General features: G+C 67.6%; 25 protein-coding genes and 1 pseudogene. 21 read left to right on the top strand and 5 right to left on the bottom strand.

Annotated features, from left to right (window positions below; all coding sequences use genetic code 11):
- The first annotated feature begins 124 nt into the window (after positions 1-124).
- The 17 genes and pseudogenes from secG (at position 125) to HHL28_RS07015 (ending at position 15,160) form a co-directional block, all read left to right on the top strand.
- The gene (secG, locus tag HHL28_RS06935) at positions 125-472 is read left to right on the top strand and encodes a preprotein translocase subunit SecG (protein WP_075769091.1); all 348 of its coding nucleotides are present in this window, start codon (positions 125-127) and stop codon (positions 470-472) included.
- Between the two features lie 141 nt (positions 473-613).
- Positions 614-2,242, top strand: coding sequence for a CTP synthase (locus tag HHL28_RS06940; RefSeq protein WP_075769090.1), 1,629 nt, complete (start codon positions 614-616; stop codon positions 2,240-2,242).
- Between the two features lie 118 nt (positions 2,243-2,360).
- Positions 2,361-3,202, top strand: a pseudogene (kdsA, locus tag HHL28_RS06945) (3-deoxy-8-phosphooctulonate synthase).
- 61 nt (positions 3,203-3,263) lie between these two features.
- Positions 3,264-3,893 (top strand): lysophospholipid acyltransferase family protein, encoded by a 630-nt coding sequence (locus tag HHL28_RS06950; RefSeq protein ID WP_075769088.1) that lies wholly within the window; start codon positions 3,264-3,266, stop codon positions 3,891-3,893.
- 123 nt (positions 3,894-4,016) lie between these two features.
- Positions 4,017-5,297, top strand: coding sequence for a phosphopyruvate hydratase (gene eno, locus HHL28_RS06955; protein WP_075769087.1), 1,281 nt, complete (start codon positions 4,017-4,019; stop codon positions 5,295-5,297).
- Positions 5,298-5,522: 225 nt separating this feature from the next.
- Positions 5,523-5,822, top strand: coding sequence for an FtsB family cell division protein (locus tag HHL28_RS06960; RefSeq protein ID WP_404326707.1), 300 nt, complete (start codon positions 5,523-5,525; stop codon positions 5,820-5,822).
- A 174-nt stretch (positions 5,823-5,996) separates the two neighbouring features.
- Positions 5,997-7,010 carry a pyruvate dehydrogenase (acetyl-transferring) E1 component subunit alpha gene (gene pdhA, locus HHL28_RS06965; RefSeq protein WP_075769086.1) on the top strand — a complete coding sequence of 338 codons (1,014 nt, stop codon included), beginning with the start codon at positions 5,997-5,999 and terminating at the stop codon, positions 7,008-7,010.
- A 28-nt stretch (positions 7,011-7,038) separates the two neighbouring features.
- Positions 7,039-8,433: a pyruvate dehydrogenase complex E1 component subunit beta gene (locus HHL28_RS06970; RefSeq protein WP_075769085.1), complete on the top strand. Its 1,395-nt coding sequence runs from the start codon at positions 7,039-7,041 to the stop codon at positions 8,431-8,433.
- 21 nt (positions 8,434-8,454) lie between these two features.
- Positions 8,455-9,906, top strand: coding sequence for a pyruvate dehydrogenase complex dihydrolipoamide acetyltransferase (locus tag HHL28_RS06975; RefSeq protein ID WP_075769084.1), 1,452 nt, complete (start codon positions 8,455-8,457; stop codon positions 9,904-9,906).
- 15 nt (positions 9,907-9,921) lie between these two features.
- A complete protein-coding gene (locus HHL28_RS06980) occupies positions 9,922-10,185 on the top strand; it encodes a DUF4258 domain-containing protein (protein ID WP_075769083.1) in 264 nt (87 codons plus the stop codon).
- Positions 10,182-10,382 (top strand): DUF2283 domain-containing protein, encoded by a 201-nt coding sequence (locus HHL28_RS06985; protein WP_075769082.1) that lies wholly within the window; start codon positions 10,182-10,184, stop codon positions 10,380-10,382. The genes HHL28_RS06980 and HHL28_RS06985 overlap by 4 nt, the downstream gene beginning before the upstream one ends.
- A gap of 14 nt (positions 10,383-10,396) precedes the next feature.
- Positions 10,397-10,756, top strand: a complete 360-nt coding sequence (locus tag HHL28_RS06990; RefSeq protein ID WP_075769081.1) for a cupin domain-containing protein — start codon at positions 10,397-10,399, stop codon at positions 10,754-10,756.
- Between the two features lie 163 nt (positions 10,757-10,919).
- Positions 10,920-11,240, top strand: coding sequence for a GNAT family N-acetyltransferase (locus HHL28_RS06995; protein ID WP_404326711.1), 321 nt, complete (start codon positions 10,920-10,922; stop codon positions 11,238-11,240).
- A gap of 19 nt (positions 11,241-11,259) precedes the next feature.
- Positions 11,260-12,663 carry a dihydrolipoyl dehydrogenase gene (lpdA, locus tag HHL28_RS07000; RefSeq protein WP_075769079.1) on the top strand — a complete coding sequence of 468 codons (1,404 nt, stop codon included), beginning with the start codon at positions 11,260-11,262 and terminating at the stop codon, positions 12,661-12,663.
- Positions 12,664-12,673: 10 nt separating this feature from the next.
- Positions 12,674-13,663 carry an endonuclease/exonuclease/phosphatase family protein gene (locus HHL28_RS07005; RefSeq protein ID WP_075769078.1) on the top strand — a complete coding sequence of 330 codons (990 nt, stop codon included), beginning with the start codon at positions 12,674-12,676 and terminating at the stop codon, positions 13,661-13,663.
- 41 nt (positions 13,664-13,704) lie between these two features.
- Positions 13,705-14,682 carry a lipoyl synthase gene (lipA, locus tag HHL28_RS07010; protein ID WP_075769077.1) on the top strand — a complete coding sequence of 326 codons (978 nt, stop codon included), beginning with the start codon at positions 13,705-13,707 and terminating at the stop codon, positions 14,680-14,682.
- A gap of 10 nt (positions 14,683-14,692) precedes the next feature.
- Positions 14,693-15,160: a type II toxin-antitoxin system RatA family toxin gene (locus HHL28_RS07015; RefSeq protein ID WP_075769076.1), complete on the top strand. Its 468-nt coding sequence runs from the start codon at positions 14,693-14,695 to the stop codon at positions 15,158-15,160.
- 240 nt (positions 15,161-15,400) lie between these two features.
- Here HHL28_RS07015 and HHL28_RS07020 read toward each other — a convergent pair whose 3' ends face one another.
- From HHL28_RS07020 to HHL28_RS07030, 3 genes are read right to left on the bottom strand one after another with little or no spacing between them, the layout of a single operon-like run.
- Complete coding sequence (locus HHL28_RS07020; protein WP_075769075.1) at positions 15,401-16,144, bottom strand: nucleotidyltransferase domain-containing protein; 744 nt, start codon at positions 16,142-16,144, stop codon at positions 15,401-15,403.
- Positions 16,141-16,641, bottom strand: a complete 501-nt coding sequence (locus HHL28_RS07025) for a CinA family protein (RefSeq protein WP_075769074.1) — start codon at positions 16,639-16,641, stop codon at positions 16,141-16,143. Before HHL28_RS07025 ends, HHL28_RS07020 begins: the two co-directional genes overlap by 4 nt.
- Before the next feature lie 4 nt (positions 16,642-16,645).
- Positions 16,646-17,806, bottom strand: coding sequence for a bifunctional 2-C-methyl-D-erythritol 4-phosphate cytidylyltransferase/2-C-methyl-D-erythritol 2,4-cyclodiphosphate synthase (locus HHL28_RS07030; RefSeq protein ID WP_075769073.1), 1,161 nt, complete (start codon positions 17,804-17,806; stop codon positions 16,646-16,648).
- Between HHL28_RS07030 and HHL28_RS07035 the strand changes: the two genes are divergently transcribed.
- On the top strand, positions 17,799-18,611 hold the full coding sequence (locus HHL28_RS07035; RefSeq protein WP_169654906.1) for an HNH endonuclease: 813 nt from the start codon (positions 17,799-17,801) through the stop codon (positions 18,609-18,611). The two genes, HHL28_RS07030 and HHL28_RS07035, sit on opposite strands and share 8 nt — an antisense overlap.
- Before the next feature lie 48 nt (positions 18,612-18,659).
- Here HHL28_RS07035 and HHL28_RS07040 read toward each other — a convergent pair whose 3' ends face one another.
- Together HHL28_RS07040 and HHL28_RS07045 are read right to left on the bottom strand one after the other, a co-directional pair.
- Positions 18,660-19,016: a DUF3140 domain-containing protein gene (locus HHL28_RS07040; RefSeq protein ID WP_075769071.1), complete on the bottom strand. Its 357-nt coding sequence runs from the start codon at positions 19,014-19,016 to the stop codon at positions 18,660-18,662.
- Complete coding sequence (locus HHL28_RS07045) at positions 19,013-19,534, bottom strand: hypothetical protein (protein ID WP_075769070.1); 522 nt, start codon at positions 19,532-19,534, stop codon at positions 19,013-19,015. The genes HHL28_RS07040 and HHL28_RS07045 overlap by 4 nt, the downstream gene beginning before the upstream one ends.
- A 214-nt stretch (positions 19,535-19,748) precedes the next feature.
- Here HHL28_RS07045 and dusB point away from each other — a divergent pair, with 214 nt between their 5' ends.
- Genes dusB through ntrC form a run of 3 tightly spaced genes read left to right on the top strand, consistent with a single transcriptional unit; the run spans position 19,749 to position 23,341 of the window.
- Entirely contained in the window at positions 19,749-20,765 is a 1,017-nt protein-coding gene (gene dusB, locus HHL28_RS07050; RefSeq protein ID WP_075769069.1) for a tRNA dihydrouridine synthase DusB, read from the top strand.
- Positions 20,762-21,892 (top strand): two-component system sensor histidine kinase NtrB, encoded by a 1,131-nt coding sequence (locus HHL28_RS07055; protein WP_075769068.1) that lies wholly within the window; start codon positions 20,762-20,764, stop codon positions 21,890-21,892. The genes dusB and HHL28_RS07055 overlap by 4 nt, the downstream gene beginning before the upstream one ends.
- A 3-nt stretch (positions 21,893-21,895) precedes the next feature.
- Positions 21,896-23,341, top strand: a complete 1,446-nt coding sequence (ntrC, locus tag HHL28_RS07060) for a nitrogen regulation protein NR(I) (RefSeq protein WP_075769067.1) — start codon at positions 21,896-21,898, stop codon at positions 23,339-23,341.
- Positions 23,342-23,519: the final 178 nt, after the last annotated feature.

Below are 23,519 nucleotides of genomic sequence, written 5' to 3' on the forward strand. Positions count from 1 at the left end.
AGTAATGAAGCGGCCGATGGCAAGCGGCCCGCCCGCGCGACCGGCGCCCCACCTCCGGGGCGCCGTTTTGGCGTGCGGGCGCTTTTGGTTTTGCCAATAGGGTTTTCGAGCCAGGGAAAGTGTGATGGAGAAGGTTGTTCTGGTCATCCACCTGCTGATCGCGTCCGCGCTGGTGGGCGTCGTTCTCGTGCAGAAGTCGGAGGGCGGCGGCCTGGGCCTGGGCGGCGGCACCATGGGCGGCTTCATGACCGCCCGGGGCAGCGCCAACCTGCTGACCCGGATGACCGCCATCCTGGCGGCGGCCTTCTTCACCACCAGCCTGCTGCTGGCCATCCTGGCGGGCAACGCCCGGGAGGGCCGGTCCATCTTCGACCAGGTGCCACCTGCGGCGCCGTCCGCCCCCGCGGGCGACGCGGCCCCCGCCACCCCGCCGGCCACGCCGGCCCAGCCCGCAGTGCCTTCCGGGCAGTGACGCCTGGGGCAGCGGCGCGGTTGTGAGAGGCGGCGGCAGCGCCGCCTCTTTCCGTTGGGGGACAGGTTTTCGTGTCGGGCCCTGTGGCCCCGGTTCGTTCGGTCAGGGGCGATGGCCCCGGTTGCGATAGGTTAGGGTTCCATGACGCGCTTCATCTTCATCACCGGCGGCGTGGTGTCTTCGCTCGGCAAGGGCATGGCCTCCGCGGCGCTCGGCGCCCTGTTGCAGGCCCGCGGCTTCAAGGTCCGCCTGCGCAAGCTCGACCCCTACCTGAACGTGGACCCGGGCACCATGAGCCCGTACCAGCACGGGGAGGTGTACGTCACCGATGACGGCGCCGAGACCGACCTGGACCTGGGCCATTATGAGCGCTTCACCGGCGTGCCCACCCGCAAGTCGGACAACATCACCACCGGCCGCATCTACTCCAACGTCATCGCCAAGGAGCGGCGCGGCGACTACCTGGGCGCCACGGTCCAGGTGATCCCGCACATCACCGACGCCATCAAGGAGTTCATCGCCGCCGACCTGACGGATGAGGATTTCTGCCTGTGCGAGGTGGGCGGCACGGTGGGCGACATCGAGTCCCTGCCGTTCCTGGAGGCCATCCGCCAGTTCGGCAACGATGTGGGGCCGGAGCGGGCCCTGTTCTGCCACGTCACCCTGGTGCCCTACATCCCCGCCGCGGGCGAGCTGAAGACGAAGCCGACCCAGCACTCCGTGAAGGAGCTGCTGAGCGTGGGCATCCAGCCGCAGATCCTGCTCTGCCGCGCCGATCGGGAAATCCCGGAGAACGAGCGGCGCAAGATCGCCCTGTTCTGCAACATCCAGAAGGAGCGGGTGATCGCCGCCCTGGACGTGGACACCATCTACCGCGTGCCCATCAGCTACCATGAGCAGGGCTTCGACACCGAGGTGCTGCGCTACTTCGGCATGTCCACCGACGGCAAGCCCGACCTGTCCCGCTGGGAAGAGATCGTCCGCCGTGTGCGCAACCCGGAGGGTGAGGTGACCATTGCCGTGGTGGGCAAGTACACCAGCCTGCTGGACGCCTACAAGTCGCTGGGTGAGGCGCTGACCCATGGCGGCATCGCCAACAACGTGAAGGTCAGGCTGGACTGGCTGGACGCCGAGATTTTCGAGACCGACGGCGCCGTCCTGCGGCTGGAGGGGGTGCACGGCATCCTGGTCCCCGGCGGCTTCGGCGAGCGTGGCACCGAGGGCAAGATCAAGGCGGCGGAGTTCGCCCGCACCCATAACATCCCCTATTTCGGCATCTGCTTCGGCATGCAGATGGCGGTGATCGAGGCTTCTCGCCACATGGCCGGCCTGGACCATGCCGGCTCCAGCGAGTTCGGCAACCCGGACCCCGCCGTCGTCGGCCTGATGACCGAGTGGATTCGCGGCAACCAGCTTGAGAAGCGCAGCGTCGACGGCGACCTGGGCGGCACCATGCGCCTGGGCGCCTATGCCTGCCACCTGACCCCCGGCACCAAGGTGCACGAGATCTATGGCAGCGACGTGATCGAGGAGCGGCACCGCCACCGCTATGAGGTCAACATCAACTACCGGGAGCGCCTGGAGAAGGTGGGCCTGACCTTCTCCGGCCTGTCGCCCGACGGGGTCCTCCCGGAGATCGTCGAGCTGCCGGACCACCCCTGGTTTATCGGCGTCCAGTTCCACCCCGAGCTGAAGTCCAAGCCCTTCGAGCCGCACCCCCTGTTCACCAGCTTCATCCGCGCGGCCATCGAGCAGAGCCGGTTGGTGTGACGGGTCGCGGCTGTCGGTTGTCACGCATCGTAGGTCGGGCCGAACGGTAGGTGAGGCCCGCCATGTCCAGGGACGTCGGGCTTCGCTGCACCCAGCCCGACCTACGGCAGGGAAGCCCATGACCACGCCCCGCACCGTCACCGTCGGCCCGCTCGCCATCGCCAACGACAAGCCCTTCGTGCTGCTGGCCGGGCCCTGCCAGCTCGAATCGCGGCAGCACGCGCTGGAGATGTCGTCCGCCCTTGTGGAGCTGACGCGCAAGCTGGGGATCGGCCTGATCTACAAGACCAGCTTCGACAAGGCGAACCGCACCTCTGTCAGCACGGCCCGTGGCCTGGGTATGGCCAAGAGCCTGCCCATCCTGGCGGAGATCAAGGAGAGCCTGGGTATCCCCGTCCTGACCGACGTCCACGCGCCGGAGCAGTGCGCCCCGGTGGCGGAGGTGGTGGACGTTCTACAAATCCCGGCATTCCTTTGCCGTCAGACGGACCTGCTGCTGGCGGCGGGGGAAACGGGCAAGGCCATCAATGTCAAGAAGGGCCAGTTCCTCGCCCCTGGGACATGAGGAACGTGGCGGCCAAGATCGCCAGCACCGGCAACGAGAGCATCCTGCTGTGCGAGCGGGGGGCCAGCTTCGGCTACAACACCCTGGTCAGTGACATGCGCAGTCTCCCCATCATGGGGCAGACCGGCTATCCCGTCGTCTTCGACGCCACCCACAGCGTGCAGCAGCCGGGCGGGCAGGGGACCAGCAGCGGCGGCCAGCGGGAATTCGTGCCGGTGCTCGCCCGCGCCGCCGTGGCCATCGGCGTTGCGGCCGTCTTCATGGAAACCCACCAGGACCCGGACAAGGCCCCCAGTGATGGCCCCAACATGGTCCCGCTGCGGGAGATGGAGGGCGTGCTGACCACGCTGCTGGCCCTGGACCGCATCGCCAAGGCGGACCCGGTCCGCATCTGAACCTTCCCGGGCGGGCCCGTTCTCGCCCGGATGCGCATAACTGCTTGAGGCCCTAGCCCGGATGTCGCTGAATCTGCCTGAGGTCGGCCCGAACGTGCCCCGCCGGGGCAATGCCCTCTCCCGCTGGCTTGGCCGCACCATCCTGTCCCTCGGGGGCTGGGGCTTCGAGGGGACCGTTCCCAACGTGCCGAAGTTCGTCTGTGTCGGTGCGCCGCACAGCTCCAACTGGGATTTCGTCTGGGTCATGGGCGGGCTTCTGTCCTTGGGCATCCGCATGACCATCATGGGCAAGCACACCCTGTTCAAATGGCCCATGGCCGGCTTCATGCGCTGGTGCGGGGTCGTCCCGGTGGACCGTCGGGCGGCGGGCGGCGTGGTTGGCGCCAGCATCTCCGCCTTCCGGGAAGCCGACCGGATGAGCATGGCCATCGCGGCGGAGGGCAGCCGCACCCCCGGCGCCCACTGGAAATCCGGCTTCTGGCACATCGCGCGCCAAGCCAACGTCTATATCCTGCCGGCGGCCCTGGACTATGGCCGCAAGCGCATCCGCTTCGGGGAAGCCTTCCTGCCCACCGACGACATGGCCGCCGACCTTAAGCGCATGTCCGACTTCTACATTGGGACCAAGGGTGCCAAGCGCACCATCGACCGGCCGATCACGGTGAAGGAGCTGGAACGCCCCCCGGCGTGAAGTTCCGCCGCACCCGCATGGGTGGGGTAGCCGATCCACCCCCTTGCCGCGGCGCGGCATGGCGTTTATCCCCTTCCCCTGATATCGCCCGATTCAACGGGCCTTTGCAGAGGAAGCGCGCCCATGTCCGCCATCGTCGACATCCACGCCCGGGAAATCCTGGACAGCCGCGGCAACCCGACCGTCGAGGTCGAGGTGCGGCTGGAGACCGGCGCCCTTGGCCGCGCCGCGGTCCCGTCGGGCGCCTCCACCGGCGCGCATGAGGCGGTGGAACTGCGGGACGGCGACAAGTCCCGCTACCTGGGCAAGGGCGTGAAGAAGGCCGTGGAGAGCGTGAACGGGGAGATCTTCGAGGCCCTGTCCGGGCTGGACTCCACCGAGCAGGTCGCCATCGACCAGATGATGATCGAGCTGGACGGCACCCCGAACAAGGGCCGCCTGGGCGCCAACGCCCTCCTGGGCGTCAGCCTGGCGGTGGCGCGGGCCAGCGCGGAGGAGTTGGACCTGCCGCTTTACCGCTATGTGGGCGGGGCCAACGCCCGCACCCTGCCGGTGCCGATGATGAACATCATCAATGGCGGCGCCCACGCCGACAACCCCATCGACATCCAGGAGTTCATGGTGATGCCGGTGGGTGCGCAGAGCTGCGCCGACGCCATCCGCATGGGCGCGGAAATCTTCCACGCCCTGAAGAAGAAGCTGAAGGACGCCGGCCACAACACCGCCGTAGGCGATGAGGGCGGCTTCGCCCCCAACCTGTCCTCCACGACCGAGGCGCTGGACTTCATCATGAAGTCCATCGAGTCCGCCGGCTACAAGCCCGGTGACGACGTCCTGCTGGCCCTGGACGCGGCCTCCACCGAGTTCTTCAAGGACGGCAAGTACAACCTGGCCGGCGAGGGCAAGGTGCTCGACAGTGGCGAGATGGCCCGGTACTGGGAGGACCTGATCGGCCGCTACCCCATCGTCTCCATCGAGGACGGCATGTCCGAGGACGACATGGAAGGCTGGAAGGCCCTGACCGACCTGATCGGCAGCCGCTGCCAGCTGGTGGGTGACGACCTGTTCGTGACCAACCCGGCCCGCCTGACGGACGGCATCAAGAACGGCCTCGCGAACTCCATCCTGGTGAAGGTCAACCAGATCGGCACCCTGACGGAGACGCTGGAGGCGGTGCGCATCGCCCAGGGCGCCGGCTACACCGCCGTCATGTCCCACCGCTCCGGCGAGACGGAGGACAGCACCATCGCCGACCTGGCGGTCGCCACCAACTGCGGCCAGATCAAGACCGGGTCCCTGTCCCGTTCCGACCGGATCGCCAAGTACAACCAGTTGATTCGCATCGAGGAGGCCCTGGGCCGGGCCGCCGTGTACCCCGGCCGGGGTGCCCTGAAGCGCGGCTGATTGTAGCCTTCTGCCCATTAGACTACCAGATATGGGGGCCGGCCCGCCGTGGCCGGCCCTTTTCTTTGGGGGTCAAGTAATACTGGCGGTGATCTTTTGATCATTGGTGACAATTCATTTGACCGTCCCTTAAGTGCATGATTCCATGCGCTCTATGTTCAAGAGCTACCAGATCCGTGCCGCCCTCGGCGGTCCCTGCGCCAGATCGTCGGCCCCGCCCTGGGCGTGGCCGTCGTGGGATACTTCGCCTATCACACGGTCCAAGGCGACCGGGGCCTGGTCGCCCTGACTCACCTGCAAGGGGAAGTGTCGGAGGCGCAGGTGACGCTCGCCCATGTCCGGGCGGAGCGGGAAGAGATGGAGCGCCGGGCCAAGCTGCTGCGGCCGGACAACCTGGACCCCGACATGTTGGAAGAACGGGCCCGCGTCCTGCTGAACATGACGCATCCGGATGAGCTGGTGGTGCTCCTCCCGGGCCGGCCTGCCCCGCAATCGACGCAAGGCGGGGCGGTAACGAACCGTTAAGCTGCTGAAATCGCACTGATTAGCCAGAAACCGGTTAATCGCAAAATCTGCTGCGATTTCAGTATTTTGCACTGCACACTGCTTGCACTCATCGGCGCAGGGCGTTAGGTCTAGCCACGCATTGCGGCGCGGCAAGGGCCTGCGACCGCCATCCTGCACCGTTGGGAGGAGCCAGTGGCAACGTCCAAGCGCCGCGCCAAGTCCGCCACCCCCGAAGCCCCGACCCCGCCCAGCAAGGACGAGCTTCTCCACTATTACCGGGAGATGCTGCTGATCCGCCGCTTCGAGGAGAAGGCGGGCCAGATGTACGGCATGGGCCTGATCGGCGGTTTCTGCCACCTGTATATCGGCCAGGAGGCCGTGGTTGTCGGCATGCAGGCTGCCATGGACAGCCGCGACAGCGTCATCACCAGCTACCGTGACCACGGCCACATGCTGGCCTGCGGCATGGAGAGCAAGGGCGTGATGGCCGAGCTGACCGGCCGCCGCGGAGGCTACTCCAAGGGCAAGGGCGGCTCCATGCACATGTTCAGCCGTGAGAAGAAGTTCTACGGCGGCCATGGCATCGTCGGTGCCCAGGTGCCGATCGGCACCGGCCTCGCCTTCGCGCACAAGTACAGCAAGGACGGCGGCCTGAACGCCTGTTACCTGGGCGACGGCGCCGTCAACCAGGGCCAGGTGTACGAGTCCTTCAACATGGCCGCACTCTGGAAGCTGCCGGTCATCTATGTGATCGAGAACAACAAGTACGCCATGGGCACCGCCCAGGCCCGCGCCTCGGCCGGTGAGCTGTACCTGCGCGGCAGCGCCTACGGCATCCCGGGCCGCCAGGTGAACGGCATGGACGTGCTGGACGTGAAGGCGGCCGCAGACGAGGCGGTGGCCTATGTGCGCGGCGGCAACGGCCCGATCATCCTGGAGATGAAGACCTACCGCTACCGCGGCCACTCCATGTCCGACCCGGCCAAGTACCGGACGAAGGAAGAGGTCAACAAGATGCGGTCCGAAAGCGACCCCATCGACAACCTCAAGAAGGTCCTCCTCGAGCAGAACATCGCCGACGAGGAGGCCCTGAAGGCCATCGACCGCGACGTGAAGCAGGTCGTCACCGAGGCGGCCGAGTTCGCCACCCAGAGCCCCGAGCCCGACCCGTCCGAGCTGTGGACGGACGTGCTCGTCGAGGCCTGAGCCAGAAGCCGACCCGGAGGGAACGAGAATGTCCGTGCAGGTCCTGATGCCGGCCCTGTCGCCGACCATGACGGAAGGCAAGCTGGCCAAGTGGGTGAAGCAGGAAGGCGACACCGTGAAGAGCGGTGACGTGCTGGCCGAGATCGAGACCGACAAGGCCACCATGGAGGTGGAAGCGGTCGACGAGGGCACCCTGTCCAAGATCCTGGTGCCCGAGGGTACCGAGGGCGTGGCCGTGAACACCCCCATCGCCGTGATCGTCGGCGAGGGCGAGAGCGCCGACGAGAGCCTGGGCAATGCCGAGGAGGTGACGCCCAAGTCCGTCGCCGCCCAGCGGGTGAAGGGGGAGGAGGGGCTGGCCCCGTCGCTCCCCGCCGAGCACCCCAAGGGCAGCCCGGCCGCCCCGCCGCCCATGGACGAGGACAAGTTCTTCGCCAACACGCAAGTGATCACCGTCCGCGAGGCGCTGCGCGACGCCATGGCGGAGGAGATGCGCCGCGACCCCACCGTCTTCCTGATGGGTGAGGAGGTGGGCGAGTACCAGGGCGCCTACAAGATCAGCCAGGGCCTGCTGCAGGAGTTCGGCGCCGACCGCATCATCGACACGCCGATCACGGAGCACGGCTTCGCGGGCCTGGGCGTGGGCGCTGCCTTCGGTGGCCTGCGGCCCATCGTGGAGTTCATGACCATGAACTTCTCCATGCAGGCCATCGACCACATCATCAACTCCGCCGCCAAGACGCTGTACATGTCCGGCGGCCAGATGGGCTGCCCCATCGTGTTCCGCGGGCCCAACGGCGCCGCGGCCCGCGTGGGCGCCCAGCACAGCCAGGACTACGCCAGCTGGTACGCCCACGTGCCGGGCCTGAAGGTGGTGGCGCCCTACACGGCGGCCGACGCCAAGGGCCTGATGAAGGCGGCGATCCGCGACCCGAACCCGGTGATCGTGCTGGAGAACGAGATCCTGTACGGCCACAGCTTCCCCGTGCCGACGGACCCGGACTTCATCATCCCCATCGGCAAGGCCAAGGTGATCCGCCAGGGCACCGACGTGACGGTCACCGCCTATAGCCTGATGGTCGCCCATGCCCTGGCCGCGGCCGAGCGGCTGGCGGAGGAGGGGCTGAGCGTGGAGGTCATCGACCTGCGCACCATCCGCCCGCTGGATATCGAGACCATCGTCACCAGCGTCAAGAAGACCAACCGCATCGTCTCCGTCGAGGAGGGCTGGCCCTATGCCGGCATCGGGTCGGAGATCGCGGCCGTGATGATGGAGCAGGCCTTCGATTACCTGGACGCGCCTGTGGTGCGGGTCTGCGGCAAGGACGTTCCGCTGCCCTATGCGGCGAACCTGGAGAAGCTGGCCCTGCCGCAGCCTGACGAGATCGTCCAGGCCATCAAGTCCGTCGCCTACCGCAAGTAACCGGGACCGGGAGACAAGAAGATGCCGATCGACATCCTGATGCCCGCCCTGTCCCCGACCATGACGGAGGGCAAGCTCGCGAAGTGGCTGAAGAAGGAAGGGGACCCGGTCAAGTCCGGCGACGTGCTGGCCGAGATCGAGACCGACAAGGCCACCATGGAGGTGGAGGCGGTGGATGAGGGCACCCTCGCCAAGATCCTCATCGCCGAAGGCACCGACGGCGTGGCGGTGAACACCCCCATCGCCGTGCTGGTGGAGGAGGGGGAGGACATCTCTGCCGCCGCCTCCGGCGGTGGGGCGAAGCCTGCCCCGCAGCCCCAGGCGAAGGCCACCGACGCACCCCAGCCGCAGAAGGTGGATGCCGGCCACCGGGAGGGCACGTCCGGCCCGCAGGACAACGCCCTGACGCCGAAGCCCGGCCAGACAGCCACCGGCCCCGTGGGCGGGGCCAGCCCCAGCCTGCCGCAGGGTGGTGAGCCCACGGCCGCCGCCCCGGCCCAGTCCGGCGGCGGTGACCAGGGCGACCGCGTCTTCGCCAGCCCCCTGGCCCGCCGCATGGCGCAGCAGGCCGGCCTGGACCTTACGGGTATCCAGGGCAGCGGTCCCCAGGGCCGCATCGTGAAGGCCGACGTGGAGGCCGCCCTGGCCAAGGGCCCCTCCGCCAAGCCCGCCGCGAAGACGGATGCCGCCCCTGCCGCCGCGGCGCCCGCGCCCCAGGCCAAGGCGCCGTCCCCGGCCCCCGCCGCGCCCCCTCGCGGCATCGATGCCAAGGACATGGCCGACAAGCTGGGCATGAAGTACAAGGTCCTGCCCAACACCGGCATGCGCAAGACCATCGCCAAGCGCCTGACCGAGGCTTGGCAGACGATCCCGCACTTCGGCCTGACGGTGGATTGCGAGATCGACCGGCTGCTGGCCCTGCGGACGGAGTTGAACGAGCGCTCGGGCGAGAAGATCAGCGTCAACGACTTCGTCGTGAAGGCGGTGGCCGTGGCGCTGCGCAAATTCCCCGCGGCCAACGTCTCCTGGCACGAGGACGGCATCCTACAATACGAGCAGGTGGACGTCTCCGTCGCGGTCTCCACCGACGGGGGGCTGATCACCCCCATCGTCCGCAACGCCGACCAGAAGGGCCTGTCCGCCATCTCCGCCGAGGTGAAGGCCCTGGCCGCCAAGGCCCGCGACGGCAAGCTGAAGCCGGAGGAGTTCCAGGGCGGCACCTTCAGCGTGTCCAACCTGGGCATGTTCGGCATCAAGGGCTTCACCAGCATCATCAACCCGCCCCAGGCCTGCATCCTGTCGGTGGGCGCCGGTGAGAAGCGGCCCGTGGTGAAGGGCGACGCCCTGGCCATCGCCACCGTGATGACCCTGACCCTGACCGTGGACCACCGCGCCGTGGACGGGGCCGTGGGCGCCCAGTACCTGAAGCTGCTGAAGGGCCTGATCGAGGACCCGATCACCCTGATGCTGTGACCTGGGGCGACCGACATGGGGCCGCTCGCCTTCTCCGCCCATGCCATGGTGGCCATGGAGGAACGGAGGATCGAGCGGCCCTGGGTCGAGCGTGTGGTGGAGGCGCCGGCCTGGACTGAGCCGGACGCCTCCGACCCCACCCTCCGCCTGATGTTCGGCCCGGTGCCTGAGCGGGATGGCCGCATCCTGCGCGTGGTGTACAGTCCGGGGGCACACCGCGTCGTCACGGTGTTCCTGGACCGGACACGCCGCCACGGACCAAGGGGGACCATGCCATGAAGGTGCGTTTCGACGAGGCTGCCGACGCCCTCTACATACGCCTGGATGAGGCCGCCATTGAGGAGTCCGAGGAGGTAACGCCTGGCGTCGTCCTGGACTTCGACGCCGCGAACCGGGTCGTTGGCATTGAGATCCTGAAGGTCCGCGAACGCCTTCCCGGCGCCGACCTGAAACGCATCCAGTTCGAGGTCGCCTGAGGGAGCCCAAGCCCATGGACACCGTGAACATCGCCGCCAAGCTCGCCCAGATCGGCGACCACTGGAACCCGCGCATCATCGGGGAGGTCAATGACTTCCAGGTGAAGGCGGTGAAGCTCCGAGGGGCATTCGACTGGCATCACCATGTGGAAGAGGATGAGCTGTTCCTGGTGGTGAAGGGTACCCTCACCATGAACTTCCGCGACCGGACCGCCACCGTCGGCCCCGGCGAGTTCATCGTCGTGCCTCACGGGGTTGAACACCAGCCGGTGGCGGAGCAGGAGGTGGAAATCCTGCTGTTCGAGCGGGCCACCACCCTGAACACCGGCACCGAACGCACCGCCCGTACCCGCGAGCAGTTGGAGCGGCTGTGAACGACGGCATCGCCATCCGCGAGGCGACCCCCGCCGACCTGCCCCTGGTGGTGCGGTTCGTGCGGGAACTGGCCGAGTACGAGCGGCTGGCCCATGAGGTCAAGGCGGGGGAGGCGGAGTTCGGCGCCGCCCTGTTCGGGCCGGCCCGCGGGTCTTCGCGCTGGTGCTGGAGGCGGGCGGGCAGCCGGCCGGGGTGGCGATCTGGTTCTACAACTTCTCCACCTTCCTCGGCCGGCACGGCATCTATGTGGAGGACGTGTATGTGGCGCCGGAATACCGGGGCCGCGGGCTGGGCCGGAAAGTCTTCCAGTACCTGGCAGCCAAGGCGGTGGATGAGGGCTGCGGGCGTCTGGAATGGTGGGTGCTGGACTGGAACCAGCCGGCGCTGGATTTCTACCGCTCCATCGGGGCGGAACCCATGACGGAATGGACGGTGCAGCGCGTGACGGGGGATGCCCTCCGCCGGCTGGCCGCGACGGATTGACAGACAGGGGACCAAGACCATGGCCGATACCGACTTCGACCTCCTCGTCATCGGCGCCGGGCCCGGCGGCTACGTGGCGGCCATCCGCGCCGCCCAGCTGGGCATGAAGGCGGCCGTGGTGGAGCGGGAGCATTTGGGCGGCATCTGCCTGAACTGGGGCTGCATCCCCACCAAGGCGCTGCTCCGCACCGCGGAGATCGCCCACTACATCCAGCATGCAAAGGACTATGGCATCACGGTGAACGGCAGCGTCAGCTATGACGTGGCGCCCATCGTGAAGCGCTCCCGCCAGGTGGCGGGCCAGCTTTCCGCCGGCGTGAAGGGCCTGTTGAAGAAGAACAAGGTCACCGTCATCGACGGCACCGCCAAGCTGCTGGGCAAGGGCAAGGTGGAGGTGGCGGCCAAGGACGGCAACAAGTCCCAGCTCGGCGCCAAGCACATCATCATCGCCACCGGCGCCCGCGCCCGCACGCTGCCGGGGCTGGAGCCGGACGGCAAGCTGGTCTGGACCTACCGGGAGGCCATGGTCCCGGAGAAGATGCCGAAGAGCATCCTGGTCATCGGCACCGGTGCCATCGGGGTGGAGTTCGCCAGCTTCTACCGCGCCATGGGCGTGGACGTGACCATCGTGGAGGTGGTGGACCGCATCCTGCCGGTGGAGGATGAGGAGATCAGTGCCCTGGCCCACAAAGCCTTCACCAAGCAGGGCATGAAGATCAAGACCGGGGCCAAGGTCACCAAGCTGGACCGCCACACCGACAGCGTCACCGCCACCATCGAGAGCGGCGGCAAGTCCGAGCAGATCACCGTGGACCGGGTCATCTCCGCCATCGGCATCACCGGCAACACGGAGAACCTCGGCCTGGAGAACACCAAGGTGAAGGTGGAGCGGAACCACATCGTCACCGACCAGTACATGCGCACGGACGAGCCCGGCGTCTATGCCATCGGCGACGTCTGCGGCGCCCCCTGGCTGGCCCACAAGGCGAGCCATGAGGGTGTCTTGTGCGTGGAGAAGATCGCGGGCGTGGAGGGCACTCACCCCATGGACATCCGCAACATCCCCGGCTGCACCTACTCCATGCCCCAGGTGGCCAGCGTCGGCCTGACGGAGGCCAAAGCCAAGGCCGCCGGGTACGAGGTGCGCGTGGGCCGCTTCCCCTTCATCGGTAACGGCAAGGCGATCGCCCTGGGTGAGCCCGAGGGTCTGGTGAAGACGGTGTTCGACGCCAAGACCGGGGAGCTGCTGGGCGCCCACATGATCGGGGCGGAGGTGACCGAGCTGATCCAGGGCTACACCATCGCCAAGACCATGGAGACCACCGAGGCCGAGCTGCTCCACACCATCTTCCCACACCCCACCCTGTCGGAGATGATGCACGAGTCCGTCCTTGCCGCCTATGGGCGCGCCATCCATTATTGAGGCCCCTTGATTGAGTCCCGCCCGCATCCACCCGGGCCGGCGTCTTGGCCGGGCCCTGCTGCTGGCCGCGGCGTTGGCCTTGGTCATCTTGTCCCTCGCCGGCTGGGTGCCCGGGTTCCCTACCTTCGAGCACCTGCGTATCCCGTACCTCTGGGCCGGGAGTGCGCTGCTTGCGCTTTCCATCCCGCTGCGGGCGTGGGCGGCGGCCGGTATCACCGTGATGACGCTGGCCCTGAACGCCTGGCTGGTGCTTCCCACCCTGCCGCTCGGCAACACGGTTGCGGCAGGGTCGGCGGACGTGACGCTGGTCCACATCAATATCTGGAAGGACAACGCCACGCCGGAGTTGGTGCGCGACCTGCTGCGGCGGGAGCAGCCCGACGTGGCCGTGCTGCTGGAAGTCCACGACCCCCGCGCGGACCAGTGGCTGCTGGAGTTGGAGCGGCTGTTCCCCTTCAAGGTGACCTGCGGCCGGGTGGCCTGTGGCGTGGTGCTGCTGTCCCGCTGGCCGCTGGAAAAGATCGAGACCACCGGCCTGGATGAGAAGCCGTATCCCGGCTATGTCGCCGCCCGGGTGGACCGGCCTTCGGGTGCCTTCACCCTGGTAGGCACGCACCTGTCCCAACCCTTCTTCCCGGAGCGTCAGGCGGCAGAGGCCGAATGGCTGGCCCGGCGGGTCAGGGAACTGCCGGGCCCCGTGGTGCTGACCGGCGACTACAACGCCACGCCCTGGTCCAACCTGGTCACACGGCTCCAGGAACAGTCGGGCCTGCGCCGCCTGGCCAGGAGCTGGACCACCTGGCCGACCTGGGGCCTACCCATCGGCATCCCCATCGACCTCGGGTTCGGCAGCGACGGCGTCACGGGCCTGCGGGCGGAGGTGCTTGGCGATGTCGGCTCCGACCACCGGCCGGTGCGCTTCACCCTGACGCTCCCACCCGGCCCTGCGGTTGATGCGGGGGAGGGTGGCACCGCGCCGCGCTTGGTAACGCAACCGTAAAGCCCTATCTTCCGGCCAGCCCTTTGCCGAGGTCACGCGACATGCCCATCGACCCGAACCGCGTCCGCCATCCCGAGAAGGCCAACCGCCCGGAGAACCCGATCCAGCGGAAACCGGAATGGCTGCGGGTGAAGGCGCCGGTCAGCCCGGAATATGCCCAGACCCGGGACCTGATGCGGGGGCTGAAGCTGAACACGGTGTGCGAGGAAGCCGCCTGCCCCAACATCGGGGAGTGCTGGAAGAAGAAGCACGCCACCTTCATGATCCTGGGCGCCGTCTGCACCCGGGCCTGCGCCTTCTGCAACGTGGCCACCGGCCGCCCGGACCAGTTGGACCCGCATGAGCCCGACAACGTGGCCGAGGCGGTGGGCAAGCTGAACCTGGAGCACGTGGTCATCACGTCCGTGGACCGCGACGACCTGCCCGACGGCGGGGCGGAGCATTTCGCCCGCACCATCCGCGCCATCCGCAAGGCCGCCCCCGGCACGACCATCGAGATCCTGACACCCGACTTCATGCGCAAGCCCGGCGCCATTGAGGTGGTGGTGGAGGCGCGGCCGGACGTGTTCAACCACAACCTGGAGACCGTGCCGCGGCTTTATCCCGGCATCCGCCCGGGTGCGCGTTACTTCACCTCGCTCCACCTGTTGGCCCGGGTGAAGGAACTGGACCCGTCCATGTTCACGAAGTCCGGCATCATGGTCGGGCTGGGGGAGACGCGGGAGGAAGTCGGGCAGGTGATGGACGACATGCGCGCCGCGGACGTGGACTTCATCACCATCGGCCAGTACCTAGCGCCGACGCCAAAGCACGCGCCGGTGGACCGGTTCGTGACCCCGGACGAGTTCGCCTCCTATGCCTCCTGGGCCCGGGGCAAGGGGTTCCTGATGGTGTCCAGTTCCCCGCTGACCCGCAGTTCCCACCATGCCGGCGACGATTTCCGCAAGCTGCGGGAGGCGCGGGAGGCCCGCCTGTCCGGCCGCACGGTGGCTGAGCCTGTCGCCGTCCCGGCGGAGTAAGGCAGGGCCGATGCCGACCCACGCCGAACAGCGCGTCCTGCCCTACAGCCCGGAGCAGCTTTACCGCCTCGTGGCGGACGTGGAGCGCTACCCGGAGTTCCTGCCTTGGGCGGTGGCCTGCCGCATCCGAAAGCGGGATGGGAACGTGCTGTGGGCCGATCTGGTCATCGGCTTCAAGATGATCCGGGAACGCTTCACCAGCAAGGTGACCCTGGATGAGCCTGGCCGTGCCATCCATGTCGAGTATGTGGAAGGGCCGTTCCATTACCTGAACAACCACTGGACCTTCCACCCGCACCCTGAGGGGTGCCTGGTGGATTTCTATGTGGACTTCGAGTTCCGCAACAAGGTCCTGCAGAAGATCATCGGCGCCCTGTTCAACGAGGCGGTGCGCCGCATGGTGGCCGCCTTCGAGGGGCGCGCGCACCAGCTCTATGGCCGCGGCGCGGTGCCGGGCGGGGCGGCGCGGCCGGTGTAGGTCATTTTGGCGACCGGGTTTCCCCCTCACCCCAACCCTCTCCCCGGTGGGGAGAGGGGGAATGAGCCTGGCGCGCGCTTTTGGTCCTAGTTGCGACGTCGCAACTCGGCCTCTGGTCCTACAGCAATCCAAAACGGAGAATGTCCCCCTCTCCCCACCGGGGAGAGGGTCGGGGTGAGGGGTTTAGCAGCGACACGCCGCCCCGCAGCAGCCGACTTTCGAATTCGAAAGTCGCGTTTCTCAATCCCCCAGCCGCCAGTCAGACGGTGCGATCCGCCGGTGGCCCACGGTGTGGCGGCCGCCGTAGGGGTCGAGGCAGAGGTCCACGAGGGCCACCGCCTCGCCCGGGTCGCCGTCGCGGTACAGTTCCAGGAAGGCGTGCTCGAAGGCGGCGGCGAGACCGGGGTCCAGGCGGCGCAGGGCCTTGAACAGGCCCTTGCCGCTGCCGGTCCAGGCGCCGGCCGCGCGCAGGGTGAAGTCGGCCAAGTCGATGTAGAGGCGGGAGCCGATGGCGAGCTGCTCGGCGCGGGAGCGCCCCTGCGCTAGGTCGGCGGCGAGGTCGGAGATGGCGTAGCGGCGGGCCTGCATCTCCTCCTCCGCCAAGGGTGGCGGGCCGGCGTCCAGCACGGCCTGGGCTTGGCGCTTCAGCTCCTCGATCAGGCCGGGGTCGCCGGCGACGGGCAGGCCGTTGGCCACCATGCGGGCCAGGGAGGGCTTGCCGGCCTTGCGGTCCTGCTCCCAGAACCAGGCCAGGGTGTCCGGGTCGTGCAGGAACAGCTCCACGGCGATGCCCTGGCGCTCATGCGTCTCCCGCACCGCCGCTTCCAAGTGGTGATAGATGATGACCGCGTCGATGTCGGAGCCGGGCCCGGCGGTGCCGCGGGCAACCGAGCCTGCCAAGAAGGCGGCGATCACGTCCGGCCCGTCTGTCCATTCCCGCAGGATTCCGTCGGCCAGGTCGATGGTCGGGGCAGGGGGCCTCATTCGCCCTCCGCGGCTGCGGCCAGGGCCAGTTCCAAGGCGCGCTTGACGGTGGCGAGGCGGATGGCGGTGCGGTCGCCGGGGAAGACGTGGCGCTCCACCCCGATGCTGCCGCCCCGGCGGGCGCAGGCAATGTAGACGAGGCCCACGGGCTTGTCGGCACTGCCGCCGCCCGGGCCGGCCACGCCGGTGACGGCCAGCGACACGTCCGCCCGGCCGGCGCGGGACAGCACCCCTTCCGCCATGGCCTGGGCCACCTCCGGGCTGACGGCGCCCACGGCGGGGAAGAGGGCCGTGGGCACGCCCAGCATCCCGGTCTTGGCCTCATTGGTATAGGTGACGAAGCCCCGGTCCATCATGGCGGAGGAGCCCGCCACGGCGGTGACGCACCCCGCGATCAGCCCGCCGGTGCAGCTCTCAGCCGTCGCCAGCCACAGGCCCCTGGCCGTGAAGGCGTCGCGGACCTGTTCCGCCAGGGCCAGCAAATCGTCCGGGAACATGGGCCTACTCCGTGAAGGGCAGCCTGACGGTGGCGGCGGCCTGGGCGGCGATGCCCTCCCGCCGGCCGGTGAAGCCCAGGCCCTCCGTCGTCGTCGCCTTGACGGAGACGCGGGACGGGGCGATGCCCAGGATTTCCGCCATGCGGGCCACCATGGCTTCCCGGTGCGGGCCGACCTTGGGCCGCTCGCACAGGATGGTCACGTCCACATGGGCGATGACGCCGCCGCGCCGGGCCACCAGGTCGGCGGCGTGGCGCAGGAACTTCGCACTGTCCGCACCCTTCCATTGCGGGTCGCTGGGCGGGAAGTGGGTGCCGATGTCGCCTTCGCCCAGGCAGCCAAGGATGGCGTCGGTCAGGGCGTGCAGGCCCACGTCGGCGTCGGAGTGGCCCTCCAGCCTCTGGGTATGCGGCACCTTCACACCGCAGAGCCAGACATGGTCGCCCTCGCAGAACTTGTGCACGTCGAAGCCGGTGCCGGTACGGATGTCGCCGAGGCCGGACAGGAACAGCCGCTCCGCCCGGGCCAAATCGTCGCTCTGGGTCACCTTCAGGTTCTCCGGGTTGCTGGGCACCAGGGCGACGGGCAGGCCCGCCTGCTCCGCCACGGCGGCGTCGTCTGTCAGGTTCATGCCAACGGCCATGCGGTGGGCCTTCAGGATGTCGGCGAAGCGGAATCCCTGGGGCGTACGGGCCCGCCACAGGGCGGTGCGGTCCACGGTGCCCGCGGACAGGCCGCCCTCCGCCCGCTTCAGCGTGTCGGCCAGGGGGATCGCGGCGATGGCGCCGGGGTGCTTGGCCAGGGCCTCCACCACGCGGGTGATGGTCGCGGCGTCCACCAGGGGGCGGGCGGCGTCGTGGATGAGCACCAGGTCGGGGCTGTGACCCACCAGCGCCTCCAGCCCGTTGCGCACGCTGTCCTGCCGGGTGGGGCCACCCTGGATGGGGTCGGGCAGGTCCAGGCCCTGGACCGCCTGCTCATACAGCTCCCGGTGCCGCGGGTCGATCACCACCCGCACGCCCGACACCAGCGGGTGGTGCAGGAACGGCTCCACCGACCGGCGCAGCACGGGCCGGCCGGCCAGGTGCAGGTACTGCTTGGGCAGGTCGGCGCCGAACCGCTCACCGCGTCCGCCGGCGACGATCAGGGCCACGCAGGTGGGCATGCTCTCGCTTCCACGTCCAGGAAAGAAGGACGGGACCCTAGCGCAGCGGGCCCGGTTCCGCCAATGGCGAGATTACGAACGTCGTTCTGTTATCCTCGCCAAACAGAGAGTATGGAAGCAAGAAAAATACACTATTTACGACAAATCTGGTGTGGCTCTAGTTTCCTTTGCATGGCTGACAGAGCATGTGAGGTCAAAAATCATGACGGATCGTGAAGCACTGCTGGACGGAAAATTTCTCAAGCTTGTATTCTCAGTCCTGGATGGAAAGAGCATTAGAGCGTGCCACAGGCGTTGGCGAGATTTCATCCTCACACGGGACGGATTCCGATGTTTTCTATGTGACGCACAAAGTAAATTGCACGCGCATCATATCATAAGAAAAACTTTATACCCCATAGCACGTTTTGATACTGGAAATGGGATAACGCTTTGCAAAGCTTGTCACCAAGCACTGCATCCGAAGTTTAATGGTAGGCCAAATTTTTACGAGCCTCTAGATGCACAGGGAGGTGAAAACATTGATTGGATGATGGACCTTTTTGGTTTGCTGGCGGAGCAGGCTTTAGAGGATGGTCCTGGCTATAGAGAATTTCACTATTATCTAAGTGAAGCAACCGTAAGTTTCCTAAAGCGATCACAGGGCTTTACTGATAGTACAGAGTTTCCAGGGTTGCTTGTTTATCAAGCTTATCTCATCCTCCGCCAGCCATCGCCCCACATCATGCGGGAGCTCCTTGAGGCAAACGGATTTTCCATGCCTTCTATGCCATTTCTGCCAGGTGTGACAGTTTTTCAGCAGTAAAGGTTTGGGGCGACTTCATAAAGTTGCCCCGAAACATATTTCTGTTGTTTACCCCTTGTCCTTCAGCGGGTCGTGGCCCCAGTTCATCAGGCTGTAGCGCCAGCGGGTGTCGGCCACGTCGCCGGACGGGCGCTGGGCCAAGTGGCGGTGGACATAGCCGATGACGCGGCGCATCTGGCGGTAGTCCTCGTCCGTCAGGTCGGCCTTCTTCTTGTGGCGAAGCGCTACGATCGCGCGGCCGGACTGGTGGCCAACGGCCTCCGCCTCCCCATCCTGGTGCCAGCCGACCTCCTTGCTGTGCTCGGTCTCCAGCCAGCGTTCCAGCTCCTTCGGCGTCATGTTCACAGCCTGGGAGAATTCCCACACGATGCCCGGCTTGTCGGAATCCTGGATGGAAGCTGTCATGACAAGGCCCTCCGCAGCTCCTCCTTGCTCATCTTCGAGCGGCCGGGGATGTCGCGCTTCTTCGCCTCTTCATAGAGGGCGGCGCGGCTGCCGTTGTCCTGCCCGCCGCCATGGCCGTGGCCGGTGCGGCGGCTGGCGGAGGTCTTGCGGGCCACGTCGGCCGGTTGTCTGCTGAACTGCTGCCCCTTGGCGCTGTCCTTCCGCTTCTTGGCAGTGGTGCGCTTGTACTCGCTGTCCGATAGCGTCTCCCGCGCCTCCTTCGGCAGGTAGCGTTCGCCAGTGTCCGTGCTCTTCCGCCCGGACTTGGTGCCCCAGTCCTCCTTCTCCCACTGGACGAGGCTGTTGTCGGCGGACTTGCGGCCCTGATAGCCGCCGCCGCGGCGCTTGTATTCCTGCACCGCCATCTGGGCCTTGCGGGCCGACCATTGGCCGGGGTTGCCGCCCTTGTCGCCCTCCGTGACCTCGTGCTTCACCTTCTCCCATAGCTCGGGATTGTCGCGTTTCGCGCGCGGCGCCATGGCCCTTGCCCCTCGGTTGCCGTCTCCCCCGGCGCGGTCCCCAACAGGCGTCGGCGGCAAAGGGTTGCGGGGCGGTTGATATGGCACGAAAACCACATCATCTCTGACCTTCCGCGCAGGCATGGCGATACCTCGGGCCGATGGTTTGCAAACCATCGGATGCATGGTATTTTCCGCGCCTGATTTTTGTGCATCTGTAGAAAGTGCCTTAAGAATGGGCAAGCGTTTGAAGCCGATCCAGGTCGGCCCGGTGAAGATCGACGATCCCGTGATCCTCGCCCCCATGTCGGGGGTGAGCGACATGCCCTTCCGCCGGCTGGTGAAGCGCACCGGCGCGGGCCTGGTGGTGTCGGAGATGATCGCCAGCCAGGCGATGATCCGCGCCAGCCGGGAAAGCATGCTGAAGACCGAGTGGTCCCTGGACGAGGCGCCCATCTCCATGCAGCTCGCCGGCTGCGAGCCTGACGTGATGGCGGAGGCGGCCAAGCTGAACGAGGACCGCGGCGCCCACATCATCGACATCAACTTCGGCTGCCCGGTGAAGAAGGTGGTCAACGGCTATGCCGGCTCCGCCCTGATGAAGGACGAGCCGCTGGCCGGCAAGATCATGGAGGCGACCGTCAAGGCCGTGTCCGTGCCGGTCACCATGAAGATGCGCAAGGGCTGGGACGAGCAGAATCTGAACGCCCCGCGCCTGGCCCGGATCGCCGAGGAATGCGGCATCAAGATGCTGACCGTGCACGGCCGCACCCGCTGCCAGATGTACAACGGCACCGCCGACTGGCGCTTCATCCGCCAAGTGAAGGAGGCGGTCAGCATCCCCGTCATCGCCAACGGCGACATCACGACCCTGGAGGACGCGGTGCGCTGCCTGGAGGAGAGCGGGGCCGATGGGGTCATGGTGGGCCGCGGCACCTATGGCCGGCCCTGGTTCATCGCCCAGGTGATGCACTACCTGCGCACGGGCGAGGTGAAGCCGGAACCGGCGCTTGCCGACCAGTTGCAGATCGTGCTGGAGCATTACGACGCCATCCTGGCCCATTACGGGACGGAGGCCGGGCTGAAGATCGCCCGCAAGCACGTGGCCTGGTACTCCAAGGGCCTGCCCGGCTCCGCCGACTACCGCAACGCCATCATGACCACCGAGGACCCGGAGCGGGTGAAGCAGGCCGTCATCGGCTTCTACACCGCCGCCATGGACCGTGGCATCACCAGCAGGGCGGCGGCATGACGCGGCGCGCGGCGGTGACCCTGGTGCGGCGGAACACCCGGGACGAGCTGGACCCGGCAGGCATCCTGGCTGCCCTGCCGGACCCGGTGCTGGTCATCGACAGCGACGGCATCGTGCGCTTCGTGAACCTGGAGGCGCAGGAGTTCTTCGACATCTCCGCCGCCCGCGTGGTGGGCACACACCTGTCGGAGCTGATCCCCCCGGACAGCCCCGTCTTCACCCTGCTGGAGCAGGCGCGACAGACCCATTCCAGCGTCTGCGAGTATGGCGTGACCGTGGAGAACCCGCGGATCGGCACCCATTTCGTGACGCTCCAGGCCGCCCCCCTGGCCGACCCGCCGGACCAGGTTGTGGTCAGCATCCATGAGCGCACCATCGCCCGCCGCATCGACAAGCAGCTCACCCACCGCGGGGCCGCCCGGTCGGTGGTGGCCATGGCAGCCATGCTGGCCCATGAGGTGAAGAACCCGCTTTCCGGGATCCGGGGGGCCGCGCAGTTGCTGGAGGACAGCGTCGGCGAGGAAGACCGCATGCTGACCCGCCTGATCTGCGACGAGGCGGACCGCATCGTCGCCCTGGTGGACCGGATGGAGGTTTTCACCGACGGTCGCCCGCTGGAGCGCACGGGCGTGAACATCCATGCGGTGCTGGAGCATGTGCGCCGGGTGGCGCAGAGCGGCTTCGCCCGGCACATCCGTTTCGTGGAGCGCTACGACCCATCCCTGCCGCCGGTCTATGGCAACCGGGACCAGCTGGTGCAGGTGTTCCTGAACCTGGTGAAGAACGCGGCGGAGGCCTGCCCCGAGCAGAACGGGGAGATCGTCCTCAGCACCGCCTACCAGCACGGCGTCCGGCTGGCGGTGGCAGGTTCGGACAGCCGGCTGCACCTGCCGCTGCTGGTCAGCGTGCAGGACAACGGCCCCGGCATCCCCGACGACATCCGGGCCAACCTGTTCGACCCCTTCGTGACCACCAAGCGCAACGGCACTGGCCTGGGACTTGCACTGGTGGCGAAGATCATCGGCGATCATGGCGGGGTCATCGACTTCGAGAGCCAGCCGCGCCGTACGGTTTTCAAGGTCTCTCTGCCCGTGGCGGCGGACGGGGCCGCAGGGGAGGGTGCCTAAAAAATGGGCGCAACTATTCTGGTGGCGGATGACGACCGGGCGATCCGCACCGTGCTGACCCAGGCCCTGGCCCGCCTGGGCCATGAGGTCAGGACGACCGGCAATGCCTCCACCCTCTGGCGCTGGGCGTCGGAGGGGGAAGGCGACCTGGTCATCACCGACGTGGTGATGCCGGATGAGAACGGGCTGGACCTGATCCCCCGGATCAAGAAGGTGCGGCCGGAGCTGCGCATCATCGTGATGAGCGCGCAGAACACCCTGCTGACCGCCGTGAAGGCGGCGGAGCGGGGGGCCTTCGATTACCTGCCCAAGCCCTTCGACCTGAAGGACCTAGTCACCATGGTCCAGAAGGCGCTGTCGGCGCCCCAGGCCAATGGCACGGCCCTGCCGGCCGCACCGGTGGAAGAAGAGGAGAACCTGCCCCTGATCGGCCGGTCGCCGGCCATGCAGGAGATCTACCGCGTCCTCGCCCGGCTGATGGGCACGGACCTGACGGTGATGATCACGGGCGAGTCAGGCACCGGCAAGGAGCTGGTGGCCCGCGCCCTGCACGATTACGGCAAGCGCCGCGGCGGCCCCTTCGTCGCCATCAACATGGCGGCGATCCCGCGGGAGCTGATCGAGTCCGAGCTGTTCGGCCATGAGAAGGGCGCCTTCACCGGCGCCACGGTGCGCTCCACCGGCCGGTTCGAACAGGCCCAGGGTGGCACCCTGTTCCTGGACGAGATCGGCGACATGCCGCTGGAGGCGCAGACCCGCCTGCTGCGCGTGTTGCAGGAGGGGGAATACACCACGGTGGGCGGGCGCACGCCCATCAAGACCGACGTGCGCATCGTCGCCGCCACGCACCGCGACCTGCGCACCCTGATCCGCCAGGGCCTGTTCCGCGAGGATCTGTTCTATCGCCTGAACGTGGTTCCCATCCGGCTGCCGCCCCTGCGGGAGCGGACGGAGGACATCCCCGCCCTGGTCCGTCACTTCCTGGCCCAGGCCGCCCAGCAGGGCCTGCCGCACAAGAGCCTGGACGGGGAGGCGATGGAGCGCATGAAGCGCTACCGCTGGCCGGGCAACGTGCGCGAGCTGGAGAACATGGTGCGGCGCCTCGCCGCCCTCTATTCCCAGGAGATCATCGGGGTGGACGTGGTGGACCAGGAGCTGGCCGATACCAGCCCCGCCGCCACGCCAGCGCCGGAGCCGGTGAACGAGGGGCTGGGGGCCGCGGTAGAGCGGCACCTGCGCGACTATTTCGCCGCCCACAAGGACGGCATCCCCGCCGCCGGCCTGTATGACCGCATCCTGCGGGAGATCGAGCGGCCCTTGCTGGCCCTGTCGCTGACTGCCACCCGTGGCAACCAGATCAAGGCGGCACACATGCTGGGGTTGAACCGCAACACCCTGCGCAAGAAGATCCGTGACCTGGAGATCCAGGTGGTGCGGGGACTGAAGTGAGGCAGGGCGCGGGTCCGGGCGCCCTGGCAACCTTGTCACGCCTTTGCCGAAAAACCCCACTGTCCGAAGGCTGGCGTCGGGTGTAGCTTTCTGGTAACAGTTCACGAGACCGGGCCGCCCCCATGGGCAAGGCCCGGCGTCCCTTGTTCCGTCACCAGGGTACCGGATTGGCCGGACA

It is taken from the genome of Aerophototrophica crusticola, assembly GCF_012913305.1.
In the GTDB taxonomy this organism is placed as follows: Bacteria; Pseudomonadota; Alphaproteobacteria; order Azospirillales; family Azospirillaceae; genus Niveispirillum; species Niveispirillum crusticola.

Excerpts from the sequence above, each read along its gene's own strand:
- secG (WP_075769091.1), top strand. The coding sequence starts at position 125 with ATGGAGAAGGTTGTTCTGGTCATCCACCTGCTGATCGCGTCCGCGCTG.
- dusB (WP_075769069.1), top strand. The coding sequence starts at position 19,749 with ATGGGCAAGCGTTTGAAGCCGATCCAGGTCGGCCCGGTGAAGATCGAC.
- HHL28_RS07030 (WP_075769073.1), bottom strand. The coding sequence starts at position 17,806 with ATGCCCACCTGCGTGGCCCTGATCGTCGCCGGCGGACGCGGTGAGCGG.
- lpdA (WP_075769079.1), top strand. The coding sequence starts at position 11,260 with ATGGCCGATACCGACTTCGACCTCCTCGTCATCGGCGCCGGGCCCGGC.
- HHL28_RS07025 (WP_075769074.1), bottom strand. The coding sequence starts at position 16,641 with ATGTTCCCGGACGATTTGCTGGCCCTGGCGGAACAGGTCCGCGACGCC.
- ntrC (WP_075769067.1), top strand. The coding sequence starts at position 21,896 with ATGGGCGCAACTATTCTGGTGGCGGATGACGACCGGGCGATCCGCACC.
- HHL28_RS06980 (WP_075769083.1), top strand. The coding sequence starts at position 9,922 with ATGGGGCCGCTCGCCTTCTCCGCCCATGCCATGGTGGCCATGGAGGAA.
- HHL28_RS06950 (WP_075769088.1), top strand. The coding sequence starts at position 3,264 with ATGTCGCTGAATCTGCCTGAGGTCGGCCCGAACGTGCCCCGCCGGGGC.
- HHL28_RS07020 (WP_075769075.1), bottom strand. The coding sequence starts at position 16,144 with ATGAGGCCCCCTGCCCCGACCATCGACCTGGCCGACGGAATCCTGCGG.
- lipA (WP_075769077.1), top strand. The coding sequence starts at position 13,705 with ATGCCCATCGACCCGAACCGCGTCCGCCATCCCGAGAAGGCCAACCGC.
- HHL28_RS06970 (WP_075769085.1), top strand. The coding sequence starts at position 7,039 with ATGTCCGTGCAGGTCCTGATGCCGGCCCTGTCGCCGACCATGACGGAA.
- HHL28_RS07015 (WP_075769076.1), top strand. The coding sequence starts at position 14,693 with ATGCCGACCCACGCCGAACAGCGCGTCCTGCCCTACAGCCCGGAGCAG.
- HHL28_RS06990 (WP_075769081.1), top strand. The coding sequence starts at position 10,397 with ATGGACACCGTGAACATCGCCGCCAAGCTCGCCCAGATCGGCGACCAC.
- HHL28_RS06940 (WP_075769090.1), top strand. The coding sequence starts at position 614 with ATGACGCGCTTCATCTTCATCACCGGCGGCGTGGTGTCTTCGCTCGGC.
- HHL28_RS07055 (WP_075769068.1), top strand. The coding sequence starts at position 20,762 with ATGACGCGGCGCGCGGCGGTGACCCTGGTGCGGCGGAACACCCGGGAC.
- HHL28_RS06975 (WP_075769084.1), top strand. The coding sequence starts at position 8,455 with ATGCCGATCGACATCCTGATGCCCGCCCTGTCCCCGACCATGACGGAG.
- HHL28_RS07045 (WP_075769070.1), bottom strand. The coding sequence starts at position 19,534 with ATGGCGCCGCGCGCGAAACGCGACAATCCCGAGCTATGGGAGAAGGTG.
- HHL28_RS06985 (WP_075769082.1), top strand. The coding sequence starts at position 10,182 with ATGAAGGTGCGTTTCGACGAGGCTGCCGACGCCCTCTACATACGCCTG.
- HHL28_RS07040 (WP_075769071.1), bottom strand. The coding sequence starts at position 19,016 with ATGACAGCTTCCATCCAGGATTCCGACAAGCCGGGCATCGTGTGGGAA.
- eno (WP_075769087.1), top strand. The coding sequence starts at position 4,017 with ATGTCCGCCATCGTCGACATCCACGCCCGGGAAATCCTGGACAGCCGC.